Raw genomic sequence first — 12,969 nt, 5'->3', positions numbered from 1 at the left:
CGCTATCTGTCCAGCTGTCGTACGAGAATCGCGCCGCTCCCGCCGCCGGCGACATCTGCCGTCAGATCGCGCCAGGAGAAGAACCGGCCATCGGCGCGGTCATACAGCTCCTTCGCGATTCCCGCCGTGAGCGTCAGCCCCGCCGCCGTCCACGCGGCCTCGCGATAATCGAGTCCTGCACTGCGCCCGATTGCGTGCCCCGCACCCTGCAGCACGGCGGAGCCCACGAAGTGGTACAGCTTGTCGCGCCCGAACCACGGATCCTCCGGCGGCCGCTCGGGCGGCGCGCCGAACGTCCCCGAGAACAGGACGAACACCAGCGCGAACTTCATCCGTCGTCGCGGTCGCGGGCCCAACTCACCGCGGCGCGCGTCGCGCGCCGCCAGCCGCCCAATCCCTGCCGTGCTACGTTCACACCAGCCGTCGGCGCGAAACGCGTGAACGTCCGCGAGGCGTGGAACGCCTTGGCATCGGGCCACACGCCGCCGGCGATGCCCGCGAGGCCCGCCGCTCCCAGGGCGGTCGTCTCCACGAGATCGGGACGCTCGACCGGCACGCCGAGGACGTCGGCCTGGAACTGCATCAGCCAGTCATTCTGCGCGGCGCCGCCGTCGACGCGCAGCACGTCGAGCGGTGCGCCGCTCGCGCCGCGCATCGCCTCGAGCACGTCCGTCGTTCCGTAGGCCATCGCCTCGAGCGCCGCGCGGACGAGGTGCTCGCGCGAGGTGCCGCGCGTGAGGCCGACGATCGTCCCGCGGGCTTCGGGCTCCCAATGCGGCGCGCCGAGTCCGGTGAGCGCCGGCACGAAGTACACGCCATCGTTCCGCTCGAGCGACCGCGCCATCGCCTCGGTCTCATGGGCCTTCTCGACGATCCCCAAGCCATCGCGCAGCCATTGCACGGCCGCCCCGGCGACGAAGATGCTGGCCTCGAGTGCATACACGGGCCTTCCCGCCGCGTCGCAGGTGAGTGTCGTCAGCATCCCCTGTCCGCCCGGTGGCCGCGTCGCGCCGGTGTTGAACAGCAGGAAGGCGCCGGTGCCGTACGTGTTCTTGCTCTGTCCCGGATTCCAGCAGCCCTGACCGAACATCGCGCTCTGCTGATCGCCCGCCACGCCGAGGATCGGCAGCGCCACGCCGAGATGCTCCCGGGCGCTCTCCCCGAACGACCCCGACGACGGCCGGACCTCGGGCAGGATCTCCCGCGGCACGCCGAACAGCGCGCAGAGCTGATCGCTCCACTCCATCGTGTTGATGTCGTAGAGCATCGTGCGCGACGCGTTCGTCGGATCGGTCGCATGCACGGCACCGTTCGTCAGCTTCCAGATGAGCCAGGTGTCGATCGTCCCCGCGGCCAGGGTGTCGGGCGCCATGCCGCGCGTCCGCTCCTTGAGCAGCCACTCGAGCTTGGTCGCCGAGAAGTACGGATCCGTGACCAGTCCCGTCGCGGCGTAGATCGCCGGGGCCTGCCCGGCCTCGCGCAGCGCCGCACAGCGCCGCGTCGTGCGGCGATCCTGCCAGACGATCGCCTTGTCGACGGGCTTCCCGGTCCTCCGGTCCCACAGCACGATCGTCTCGCGCTGGTTCGTGATGCCCAGGGCATCGGGCGTGACCTTGGCCTGCGCCAGCGCCTCGCGCGCCGCGTCGACCGTGCGCGCGAAAATCTCCTCGGCATCATGCTCCACCCAGCCCGGCTGCGGAAAGTGCTGCGTGATCTCGCGGTACCCGCGCCCCACCACGCGCCCATCCTCGGCGATCACGAGCGCCGTCGTGCCGGTCGTGCCTTCATCGAGTGCGAGGACGTGACGCACGATGTCTCCTTACGCCGGCGGCAGCGGTAGCGTGGCGCGGTCGAAGTGATAGGGCGCGCAGAGCACACCGTCTTCGGTGACGATGTGGGAGATCAGCGCCGCGGGTGTCACGTCGAAGGCCGGGTTGAACACGCGCGCGCCCTCGGCGGCCACGCGCGTGCCGGCGACCTGCGTGATCTCCTCCGCCGCACGCTCCTCGATGGGAATCATCTCGCCCGTCGGGATGGCGCGGTCCACGGTGCTCGACGGCGCGATGACGATGAACGGGATCTTGTGATGCTTGGCCAGCACAGCCAGCGAGTACGTCCCGATCTTGTTCGCCGCGTCGCCGTTGGCGGCAATGCGATCGGCACCCACGATGACCATGTCCACCTTTCCCGCGGCCATCAGCGACCCCGCCATGCCATCCGTCACCAGCGTCACGGGGATGCCGGCCTGCGAAAGCTCCCAGGCCGTCAGCCGCGCGCCCTGCAGCAACGGCCGCGTTTCGTCGGCGAACACCTCGATGTCGAGGCCTTCGGCCTTCGCCACATACAGTGGCGCCAACGCGGTGCCCATGCCCGCTGTCGCCAGCGCCCCCGCGTTGCAGTGCGTGAGCACGCGCATGCCGTCCTTGAGCAGCGTGCGACCATGACGCCCCAGCGCCTCGCACATCGCCACGTCATCGGCGCGAATGCGTTCGGCCTCTTCGCGCATCGCGGCGACCAGCGCCGCGGGTGCGCCCGAGGCCTGCTGCAAGGCCGCGAGCATGCGGTCCAAGGACCACATCAGGTTCACCGCCGTGGGACGCGTGCCGCGCAGCGTCGCCGCGCCCGCTTCAATGAAGAGCCGCGCGCGCGCGGCGTCCGCGAGTGCGCCGCGCTCGAGTTCAGCCGCGGCAGCGGCCGCGAGCCCCATCGCCGCCGCGACGCCGATCGCCGGTGCGCCGCGGACGGCCAGCGTGCGGATCGCCTCGGCCACGTCCTCGAGGCTCGCGAGGTCCCGCATCACCAGCTCGGCGGGCAGTCGCCGCTGGTCCACGATGCGCAGCGCCCCGCTCGGGGCCCACGCGACGGTCTGCACGGGAGGTGTGGGCACGCTGCAAGATATAGATTGTAGGCATGACGACGCCATTCACCTTCCTCACGCTCGAGATCGCCGATGCGTTGGCGATCGTCACGGTCAACCGCCCCGACAAGCTCAACGCGCTCAACGCGACGGTGATCGCCGAGCTCGACAAGGCGTTCACCGAGCTGTCGCAGCGCGAACAGGTCCGCGCGATCATCCTCACGGGCGCCGGCCGCGCGTTCGTCGCGGGGGCCGACATCGCCGAGATTGCCGAGGGCGCCGACAGCCCGGCCGGGCTGGAATCGCTGTCGCAGGTGGGCTCGCGCGTGTTCACGAAGATCGAGCGGCTCAACAAGCCGGTCGTCGCCGCGATCAACGGTTTCGCGCTTGGTGGGGGCCTGGAGTTGGCGCTCGCCTGCCATGTGCGCGTCGCCAGCGAGGGCGCCAAGTTCGGCCTGCCCGAAGCCAAGCTCGGGCTGATTCCCGGCTACGGCGGCACGCAGCGGCTCCCGCGCCTCATCGGCACGGGTCGCGCGATGCAGATGATCCTCACGGGCGGCATGATCGACGCGAACACGGCGGCGAGCTACGGCCTTGTGAACGCGGTGTATCCCGCCGAGGTGCTGTTGGACGTGACGCGCTCGATGGCCAAGGAGATGATCGCCAACGGGCCGTTGGCACTCGCGCATGCGATCGAGGTGGTCGCGAAGGGCGCCGGGATGTCGATGGATGATGCCTTGGCGCTGGAAAGCCGGCACTTCGGCGTGCTGGGGCGGACGGCGGACATGCGCGAGGGCACGACGGCGTTCCTCGAGAAGCGACCCGCGGCGTTCAAGGGCGCGTAGGCGCAGGCGGCGCGCGCCATGTCGTCGCCTCGGTCCGCGCAGCTCCGTGCGCTCGCGCTGCATGACTTTCGCAACATCGCGGCCGCGCGGCTCGAGTTGCCGCCCGAGGGCATCGCCCTGGTCGGCGAGAACGGCCAGGGCAAGACGAATGCGATCGAGGCCATCGCGTACCTCCGCATGCTGCGCTCGATGCGTGGCGCGCGCGACCGCGACCTGATCCGGCACGGCGCCCCGGCGTTCCACATCGCGGCGGAGCTCGGCAACCTTCCGGCGATGCGCGCCACCATCGGCGCTGACCGCGCGGGCCGCAAGAAGGTGACGCTCGACGGTGCGGAGCCCGAGAAGCTCACGGACGCGCTCGACGCGCTGCCCAGCGTGTCATTCTCGCCGCGCGACGTCGACCTCATCGCGGGCGCGCCCGCCGAGCGGCGGCGCTACCTCGACATCACACTCGCACTCACGTCGCCGGCGTATCTCCACGCGCTGCGGCGCTACCGCGGCGCGCTGCTGCGGCGCAACGCCGCGCTGCGCGATGCCACGCGCAAGGGCGCCGCGCGCACGCTCGTCGCCGCCGTCGCGGCGTGGGAACCGGCGCTCGCCGAGCAGGGGGCGATCCTCGTGCGCGCGCGCCGTGCGTGGGCGGCCGCGCATGCCGCGCGCTTCACCGCACTCTCGGCGGCCATCGGCGAGACGCAGCCCGCCGCCCTCGAGTACGCCGGCAGCGCCGCCGACGCGGACGATCCACAGGCGGAGTTGCTGGCGCAGCTCGAGCGGCAGCGCGAGCAGGATCTGCGCCGCTGTCTCACGCATGCCGGCCCGCATCGCGACGATCTCGTGCTGCGGCTCGACGCGCACGACCTGCGGCAGGTCGGCAGCGCCGGCCAGCAGCGCACGGCGGCCATCGTGCTGCGCATGCTCGAGAGTGCCACGCATCGGGAGGCGACAGGCGTGATTCCCGCGCTGCTGCTCGACGATCCCTTCGCCGAGCTGGATCGCCGGCGCACGGCACGCATCCTCGCGCTGCTCGAGGAAGAGGGCGTGGGGCAGTGCGTGCTCTGCGTGCCGCGCGAGGACGAGATCCCGTCGCAGTTCACGCGGCTGCAGCGCTGGAGCGTGCGCGCGGGGACGTTCACGCGGTGAGCGCGGCGTGACGTACTACGACGACTCCCGCGCGGGCGGCCGCAGCGGACGCAACGCGCCGCGCCCGATCGCCGAGATGTTGGCCGAGGCGCTGCGCGAGAGCGGACTCGACGACGACGTGCATCGTGCCCAGGTCCTCGAGCTCTGGCCGCGCCTCGTCGGTACGCAGATCGCGAAGGTCACGCAGGCGCGGTTGATCGCCGAGGACGGCACGATGGTCGTGGGCGTGAAGACGCATGCTTGGATGCAGGAACTGGCGATGATGGAGCGGTCGTTGGTGGCGAAACTGAACGCCGCGACGGGCGACACTGGCGTGAAGAAGATCCGCTGGGAACTGCTGCAGGAGCCGGGTCCGGGACGCGCTCCCTAACCCATTGCCGCACAGGCATTTGCCGCGCGCGAAATCCGTTGCGTTCGCCCTGAAAAACCGTTAGCTTTGTGGGTCGCTCCCACGAGCGGACATTCGGCTTATCTTCGCGCGGTTTCCACGCCCCTTTTTCGTCCCCCAATGGCCAAGACGAACGACGTCGCCGATTCGCAGTACGACTCCTCTGGCATCCAGGTCCTCAAGGGGCTCGAAGCCGTCCGCAAGCGCCCCGGCATGTACATCGGCTCGACGTCGCATCGCGGGCTGCACCATCTCGTCTACGAGGTGGTCGACAACTCGATCGACGAGGCGCTCGCCGGCTACTGCGACACGGTGAACGTCATCATCCACCCGGATGATTCGATTTCCGTCGAGGACAACGGCCGTGGCATCCCGGTGGACATCCACCCGGTGGAGAAGCTGCCGGGCGTCGAACTCGCGCTCACCGTGCTGCACGCGGGCGGCAAGTTCGACAAGAACACCTACAAGGTCTCGGGCGGCCTGCACGGCGTCGGCGTGTCCGTCGTGAACGCGCTCTCCGAAGTGCTGAAGGTCTGGGTGAAGCGCGACGGCAAGGAGCACTACATGGACTTCGCGCGCGGCGGCACGACGACGAAGCTCAAGGTGCTCGGCCAGGTGAAGCCCAAGGATACGGGTACCAAGGTCTGGTTCAAGCCCGACGCGCAGATCTTCACGGAACTCGAGTACGACTACGCGACGCTGGCGTCGCGCCTGCGTGAGCTGTCCTTCCTCAACAAGGGCGTGACCATCACGCTCAAGGACGAGCGCGAGGGCAAGCAGCGCGAGGAGACCTTCCATGCGAAGGGCGGCCTCCGGGAATTCGTCGGCTTCCTCAACGCCAAGCAGAAGGCGCTGCACTCCGAGATCGTCTACTTCGACGGCGAGAAGGACGACATCGGCATCGAGATCGCGCTGCAGTACAACGACGGCTACAACGAGAACGTGTTCTCGTTCGTGAACAACATCAACACGCACGAGGGCGGCACGCACCTCACCGGCTTCAAGTCGGCGCTCACGAGCGTGATCAACAAGCACCTCGACAAGTCGTCGTTCGCCAAGAAGGACAAGGACCTCAAGCTCTCCGGCGACGACGTCCGTGAAGGCCTCACGGCCGTGCTCTCGGTGAAGGTCCGTGAGCCGCAGTTCGAGGGCCAGACCAAGACCAAGCTGGGCAACTCGGAAGCCGAGTCGGCGGTGAAGACGACGGTGAACGAGTGGCTCTCGACCTACCTCGAGGAGCATCCGCGCGTCGCCAATGCCGTGCTGGAGAAGGCGCTGAGCGCCGCCCGCGCGCGCGAGGCCGCCCGCAAGGCCCGCGACCTGACCCGCAAGAAGTCGGCGCTCGACGTCGGCAACCTGCCGGGCAAGCTCGCCGACTGCTCGCTCTCCGACCCCGCGATGTGCGAGCTCTACCTGGTGGAAGGTGACTCCGCCGGTGGCTCGGCCAAGCAGGGCCGCGACCGCATGTTCCAGGCCATCCTGCCGCTGCGCGGCAAGATCCTCAACGTCGAGAAGGCGCGTATCGACAAGATCCTCGGCAACGAGGAGATCCGCACGATCGTCACGGCCATCGGCGCCGGCATCAAGGAAGAGTTCTCGCTCGAGAACGTGCGCTACCACAAGGTCATCATCATGACCGACGCCGACGTGGACGGCGCGCACATCCGCACCCTGCTGCTGACGTTCTTCTTCCGCCAGATGCCAGAGCTCATCGACGCCGGCATGGTGTACATCGCGCAGCCGCCACTGTTCTCGGTGTCGAAGGGCAAGGAGATCTACTACGCCTACGACACGCAGGAGCGCGATGCCATCGCCCAGCGCATGGGCGGCGAGGACGGCAAGGGTCTCAACATCCAGCGCTACAAGGGTCTCGGCGAGATGAATCCCGACCAGCTCTGGAAGACCACGATGGATCCGGAAACGCGCACGATCCTCAAGGTCACGCAGGACGATGCGTTCCAGGCGAACGAGATCTTCCAGACCCTCATGGGTGACGAAGTCGAGCCGCGGCGCGTGTTCATCGAGACCAACGCCAAGTTCGCGTCGAACCTCGATATCTAGGCTGCGCCGATCGCGGGATGCCTAGGGCATCGCGCCATCGTTCGGCCCCACAAGCCTAGGACACGCGCGGTCCTGAGGGTTGTGGGGCCGAATGATTTCCCGCATGCTGTGGGCACCGGAGGCTGGCATGCGCGCGCTCGCACTCGTTGCACTGGTCGCATTCACGCAGGGCACGGTCGCCTGCGGCGGGAACATCGACGACCCGTTCGGCTCGACGCCGTCAATGATCTCACCCGAGATCGTGATACTGGGCGCCACCGCGACGGTTGGCCTCCTCTACGCCTCCGGTGGCACGTGGCGCTCATCGGACAGCGCGGTCGTCACGGTCGCCGCCGACGGCCGCGTGCATGGGAGGCGCATCGGCAGCGCGTACATCGAATACGCACAGCCGGGATTCCGCGACTCCGTGCAGCTGGGCGTGTACGCGAGCAGTTGCTTCGCCACGCCGCCGCAGGACACGCTGGTCGGAGACACGGTGCTCACCATTGGCTTCGATGCGTCGTCCTGCGGCATGCCGTCGTTCGCCGCCTGGAGCTGGCTGCCACGAACGGCCAGCGGGCAACCGGCAGTCGCGAACCGCGCGGACGGCTGGCGACTCCATCTGGCCGGGCCACGCATCGTGGAGATCGAAGCCGACGCGAGCGGCACGCGCCCGACGATCGCGTTGCTCGATGTGGGCGGCCGTGCGCTCGAGTGGGTGCACGGCAGCGATAGCAGCGCACGCCTTCAGCCGACCACACTCGGGGCCGGGCGGTATCGCATCTGGATTGCGACGCGCGGCATGTTCGACACCGCCAGCCTGCGCGTGGTGCTGCGCACGACGGCGGTGCCGTAGTCGTGATGTCCATCGCGACCCTCCGCCGCGCGCATCGCCGGCACGCGATTGCCCTGGCGGCCGTGCTGACGCTCGGCAGCGCCTGCGAGTTCGGCATTCCGGTCAGTCTCGATTTCGACCCGAGGTCCGGTGGAGGTCCCCCGCCCATCGCGCCCGGCGCGTTGTTCAGCTTCTCGTCGAGCGAACGCGCGGTGCAGGTGGGGGACACGCTCGCGATTCCCGTCATGGATGCCGTCGGCGCCGTTTGGGCGGTGAGCGATACCAGCATCGCGACGGTCACCGGCGACGCCTCCGGCGGTGTGCTGCGTCCGCGACGCGTCGGCTTGGTGCGCCTGGCGGTGCAGGCGCATGGCCGGACCCTCCGGCGCGACTACGAGGTCGTGCAAACGCTCTGCCAGCGCGGCGCCGTCTCCGCGCCACTCGTCGTCGGCAGCGATTCCCTTGTCACCCTCACCGCCGACGATTGCGCGCTCGGCTATCACCCGGGCTTCGGGGAATGGCCGCAGGACTCCCTCGGCCCGCGGTATCCGACCCTGCGCGCCGAGGGGCGACGGCTCGTGCTCACCGACAGCACCCTCGTGCGCATCGATGCGTCCTCCGCGGAGGTGATGCCGCTGCTCGCCATCATGGAGTCCACCGATTGGAGCGTCACGATGCGACGCAATCCCTGGGGGCGCGCATTCGTGGCGCGGATGCTCGCGCCCGGGAGCTACGTGCTCTGGGTCGCCGGTGAGCCCGACCACCTCAACGCGTCCATCAGGCTGGAGACTCGCGAGGTGGCGTTGTGCTCGGACTCGACGGCCACCATCCGTCCGCTCACGTTGGGCTCCGCCGCGGACGGCAGCCTCGATGCATCGGACTGCCACGCCGCATTCGGGTTCGCCCAGGAGTGGTGGCGCATCACGCTGCCACGCGACGGCTTGTATCGCGTCGCCATCGAACCGACCTCGACGCCGAACAACCCGTCGCTGCAGGTGTTCCGGCGCGGCGGGTTCCTTGGCGTGCTGCCCTCCTTCTGGGCCGCCGGTGACTACGTCGTCGAGGCCAGCTCCCTCAGCGACGTCAGTTACCGGATCCGCGTGATTGCCTGCGTCTCCGAGACGATCTGTCCGTAGTCGGCGCGAACTCAGCGCGGAACGACTGGTTGGGCGCGACGTGTCGCTACCATCGGCAGGCGCGCGCCGCCGTGGTAGTCGACGATGCCTTCCATGGACTGCCCGTCCTGGCTCAACCGGGCGCGGAACACGACATCGCCCTCGCGCGACGCCACGACCATGCGCACGGAGTCGCCGCTGACGGTGAGCACGGGGATCGCGAGCGTATTCGTCAGGTACATCGTGATCGAGCCGGCCCAGTTCTGCCCGACGGGACCCAGCGCGAAGAAGCCGGGCGACATGCGATCACCCGCGCGCATCGTGAAATCCCAAAGACCCTGCAGATCGGGGCCGGCGGGCGCGGGCCGCGTCGACTGTGCGCCGGCCGCAGCGGACCAGACCACGGTCGCGACGAGCACGGCAATCCCACGGCGGTAGCGTTTCACGGTCTCGAACACGATGCTGCACTCCTGCTGAAGTTGGGGAGAATCTACGGCTGCTGGACCCGGACGGCGTAGCCATCCGTCGTCGTCCGCAGCGCATCGTCGGCGGCGCCGACCTCGACGATCGTCGCCGCAATCCGCGACGCCTGCCGCACATCCGGCACCTCGAAGCGCAGGAGCGCCCCGCTGGCGAGTTCGCCGAACGCCGCGATGAACAGCGTATCGCCGCTTTGGCGGTGAAACACCTCGATGCCGGGCGTGGCGCCGTCGAGCCCGGTGGCCGAGAGCCCGGACGGCAGCACGACGCGCAACAGCGCCGAACGATCATCCACGTGCGGCGTCGTCCAGGTGACCTGCAGCGCGCCGGCCACGGGCCGTTGCGGCGCGGTGGGCTCGGCGCAGGAGCCGATCAGCGCGACCGCAGCGCCGAGGGCCAGCCCCCGTCTCCATCGCGAGCCGATCATGGTGTCCCTCCGGCACCGAGGACGGTGTCGAGCGCCGCGCGCTGCGCCGCCGTCAGCGCCGGCGCCTGCCGCCGGCGCCACGCGCGCACGTCGCCGACATCCAGGCGACCGTTCCGGTTGCCCTGCAAATCGAGATACCGGAGCGCGTCGGCGTTCAACGACGCGCCGCCGAGCAGTTGCGCGATGACCGCAGTGGGGGCGAGCACCGGCTCCTGTACGCTGAGCCGCAGCTCGCGCAGCGCCGTATCTGCACCAATGACGGCGCGCGCCGTCGCGACGAACGCACCGCTCGATTCGGCGATGCCGTGGACACGGCCCGATGCGGCTTCAAGCGTGAGCCCGGCGGGCAGCGCGCCGCTCGCCAGCGACCACTGCGCCGTCCCCGTGGGACCGCCGACGAGGCGCAGGGTGTCGGAGTATGCGGCGCCCATCGTCGCCGGTGGCCGCGCTGCGTCGCCCGCAATGACCGGCGCCGCATACACGCGCAGCGAGTCGATGACGCTGGCGCGCGCACCGAAACTCGGCGCCTTCACGCGGATCGTGTCCACGTACCAGCCCGGTGCCAATGCAGCGGCGCTTCGCGTCCAGCGCAGCGGCGACGTGCCCGTGCCCGCGGTGGCCCGCAGCGTGATCCACGCGGCCGTCGCCGATGCCGTCCACGCGATGCCCGCGGCCTCGTCGCCGGTGGCGATGACGCGCACGCTGTCGTCGAGGGTCACCGCACTGCCTGCCCGCAGTTCCGCGCGCCGTGAGGGCACCGACATCGCCAGCGTCGTGGGGACAGGGCCGGCTGCGACGTAGAGGCTGTCGATGAGCTTCGCCAACACGACCGAGCCGTTGGCCTCGAGGAAGTCGAGCGTGTCGACGTGCCAGCCCGGCGCGCGGTCCGCGATGTTGCGGATGAAGCGAATCCAGTTCGGCCCCGTGCGCTGGCTGGGAAGCATGCTTCCGCTCAACGGAAACGCCAGCAGCGCACGCGCATTCATGGCGCGCCAGGCGCGGGACGAACTGCCCGGGCCCGTGGGCTGCACGAATACGGAGTCCTCGCTGAGGGAGGAGAGGCCACGGACAGTGTCGCGCGTGACCCGCGTCGACAACGTGATGCCCACCGGGGCAGCCGTGACGATCAGCGTGTCGGCGAGGTCGTACTCCTGCGTCGGGTCCGCCGCGAGGTAGAGGCGGATCGTCGCGGGATGCGCACCCGGGGTAAGGTCGGCCGGCGCGCGCCGGAAGCGCACCCATCCGCTCCCGACCGGCCCCGGAAACTCCGGACGAACGTAGTACGAGCCGATGCCCTGCACCGCGTACCACTGCGCTGATGTCCCGTAGCGCCCGCTGAGCTCGACGCGGATCGAATCCAGCGCCGGCAAGGCGCCCTGGCCGAGCGTCGTGCGCGTCGCGCCCCGATGCGTCACCTGCCAGCTGACGGGCTCCAGGACCTCGAGCGAGTCGAGGAGCGAAAGCGGCGGCAGCGTGGTGCCCGGGGCGCGCAGTGTGAGCTCGGCCACGTACATCCCCGGATTCAACCCAGCGGTATTGCGGACATACTGGACCGAGGCCGCGCCGACACCGGCACCTTGCACCATCGTGATCCACGGCGCGGACGTCGTCAGGGTCCATGACGTCGTGTCCGCTCCCGGGCCGCCGATGACGACCGAGTTGAAGGTGTTCCGCTGCCCGCCCGCGATGATGGAATCGCGACGCACCGGTCCCGAGACCCCGAGCGTCAGCGACGACGGCGCCAGCACCCGCACGCGCACCTGCACGGAGACCCAACCGAACGCGCCGGCGTCCACGCGGATGCTCTGGTCGTATTGCCCGGCCGCGAGCCCGCTCGTCCGCACCGACCACCGCAGCATCGCCGTTCCGGTGCCGCCGGCGGTGAGCACCGAGAGCGGCCCGCTCATCTGCTTGCCGGCCGTCCACGCCGTCCCCTCCGGCATGCCCACCAAGGTCACGCGCGCGCTGTCCGTGATCACGCTGTCGGCCCCCGCCGTGACGACATAGAGTCGCAGTGGCGACTCCACGACGACCTGTGGGGTTGCGGCGACGTCCAGCCGCAGGCGAAACGCATCGCCCACGCGCTCGAGCACGCGGATGGTGATGCCGTTCACCCCGTCGATGAACTGCTCGCCGGGGACGAGCAGTGCACCGTCGTCGTTGGGGTCGATGACGTTGGACGGCGTCACGCCACCGCCACCGATGCGATGCACCACCACGCCCGCGCCGACGAGACCCGCATGGTACCCGCCGATGCCCCGGACCTCGAGCGTGTAGTACTGGTTCGGCCCGAACCGCGGCGTGGGGATGCGCGCGATGAGATAGTGGCCGTTCGCCGCCGGACGCGCCGTCTTCTCGAGGATGATCTCGTGCGTGCCCGGGGAGGCCAGGAAGTCGCGCGCCGCCGGGATGAACCCCAACTGCCGCTTGCCGTAGGCGTTGATGTGCGACCCGACGGACTGCACGGTACCGGGCACCGGATGCCAGGCACTCGCGCTCATCACGTCCCAGCGCGAGTCATACACCAGCCCGTATGAGCCACTCGAATGCGAGAGCCCCAACGAGTGTCCGACTTCATGCGCGATCGTACCAAGGGCGTTGAAGACGTTACTCGCCAGCCACGTCATCGCGTAGCCACGCGTGCCGCCATCGAGCGTCAGCGAACCCGTGCCACCGTAGCTGCAGCAGTCGAGATTCGTATTGAAGACGAAGTTGACGCCCTGAAACTGTGAGAAGTCCACATCGGCATCGGCGGCGGCCGCACAATCGCGCGCGAGACCGTTGAGGTTGGCGAAGTCCCCGGGGACGTACACGTCGCGGGGCTGTGGCATCACGTACCACC

12 protein-coding genes are annotated in these 12,969 nt (G+C 69.5%); 6 read left to right on the top strand and 6 right to left on the bottom strand.

Going from position 1 to position 12,969, the window contains the following annotated elements; translation table 11 throughout:
• Nucleotides 1–2 precede the first annotated feature (2 nt).
• Genes Strain318_RS03030 through mtnA form a run of 3 tightly spaced genes read right to left on the bottom strand, consistent with a single transcriptional unit; the run spans nt 3 to nt 2,887 of the window.
• A complete protein-coding gene (locus Strain318_RS03030) occupies nt 3–332 on the bottom strand; it encodes a hypothetical protein (RefSeq protein WP_367887059.1) in 330 nt (109 codons plus the stop codon).
• Entirely contained in the window at nt 329–1,810 is a 1,482-nt protein-coding gene (gene glpK, locus Strain318_RS03025) for a glycerol kinase GlpK (protein ID WP_367887058.1), read from the bottom strand. Before glpK ends, Strain318_RS03030 begins: the two co-directional genes overlap by 4 nt.
• 9 nt (nt 1,811–1,819) lie before the next feature.
• Complete coding sequence (mtnA, locus tag Strain318_RS03020) at nt 1,820–2,887, bottom strand: S-methyl-5-thioribose-1-phosphate isomerase (RefSeq protein WP_367887057.1); 1,068 nt, start codon at nt 2,885–2,887, stop codon at nt 1,820–1,822.
• 23 nt (nt 2,888–2,910) lie between these two features.
• Between mtnA and Strain318_RS03015 the strand changes: the two genes are divergently transcribed.
• The 6 genes from Strain318_RS03015 (at nt 2,911) to Strain318_RS02990 (ending at nt 9,241) form a co-directional block, all read left to right on the top strand.
• Entirely contained in the window at nt 2,911–3,702 is a 792-nt protein-coding gene (locus Strain318_RS03015) for an enoyl-CoA hydratase/isomerase family protein (RefSeq protein ID WP_367887056.1), read from the top strand.
• Nucleotides 3,703–3,720: 18 nt separating this feature from the next.
• Entirely contained in the window at nt 3,721–4,842 is a 1,122-nt protein-coding gene (gene recF, locus Strain318_RS03010; protein ID WP_367887055.1) for a DNA replication/repair protein RecF, read from the top strand.
• Nucleotides 4,843–4,849: 7 nt separating this feature from the next.
• Nucleotides 4,850–5,212 carry a DciA family protein gene (locus Strain318_RS03005; RefSeq protein WP_367887054.1) on the top strand — a complete coding sequence of 121 codons (363 nt, stop codon included), beginning with the start codon at nt 4,850–4,852 and terminating at the stop codon, nt 5,210–5,212.
• Between the two features lie 138 nt (nt 5,213–5,350).
• A complete protein-coding gene (gene gyrB, locus Strain318_RS03000) occupies nt 5,351–7,291 on the top strand; it encodes a DNA topoisomerase (ATP-hydrolyzing) subunit B (RefSeq protein WP_367887053.1) in 1,941 nt (646 codons plus the stop codon).
• Nucleotides 7,292–7,418: 127 nt separating this feature from the next.
• Nucleotides 7,419–8,126, top strand: coding sequence for an Ig-like domain-containing protein (locus tag Strain318_RS02995; RefSeq protein ID WP_367887052.1), 708 nt, complete (start codon nt 7,419–7,421; stop codon nt 8,124–8,126).
• A gap of 5 nt (nt 8,127–8,131) precedes the next feature.
• On the top strand, nt 8,132–9,241 hold the full coding sequence (locus Strain318_RS02990) for a hypothetical protein (protein ID WP_367887051.1): 1,110 nt from the start codon (nt 8,132–8,134) through the stop codon (nt 9,239–9,241).
• 11 nt (nt 9,242–9,252) lie between these two features.
• Here the strand turns inward: Strain318_RS02990 and Strain318_RS02985 are convergent, their stop codons facing one another.
• Genes Strain318_RS02985 through Strain318_RS02975 form a run of 3 tightly spaced genes read right to left on the bottom strand, consistent with a single transcriptional unit; the run spans nt 9,253 to nt 12,958 of the window.
• Complete coding sequence (locus Strain318_RS02985; RefSeq protein ID WP_367887050.1) at nt 9,253–9,678, bottom strand: hypothetical protein; 426 nt, start codon at nt 9,676–9,678, stop codon at nt 9,253–9,255.
• A 32-nt stretch (nt 9,679–9,710) separates the two neighbouring features.
• A complete protein-coding gene (locus tag Strain318_RS02980) occupies nt 9,711–10,127 on the bottom strand; it encodes a hypothetical protein (RefSeq protein ID WP_367887049.1) in 417 nt (138 codons plus the stop codon).
• On the bottom strand, nt 10,124–12,958 hold the full coding sequence (locus Strain318_RS02975; RefSeq protein ID WP_367887048.1) for a hypothetical protein: 2,835 nt from the start codon (nt 12,956–12,958) through the stop codon (nt 10,124–10,126). The genes Strain318_RS02980 and Strain318_RS02975 overlap by 4 nt, the downstream gene beginning before the upstream one ends.
• Between the last annotated feature and the right edge of the window lie 11 nt (nt 12,959–12,969).

The sequence above is a fragment of the Pseudogemmatithrix spongiicola genome, assembly GCF_030623445.1.
GTDB classification, from domain to species: domain Bacteria; phylum Gemmatimonadota; class Gemmatimonadetes; order Gemmatimonadales; family Gemmatimonadaceae; genus Pseudogemmatithrix; species Pseudogemmatithrix spongiicola.
The sequence above is the reverse complement of the archived record's forward strand: the minus strand, read 5'-3'. Positions and strand labels throughout refer to the sequence as shown.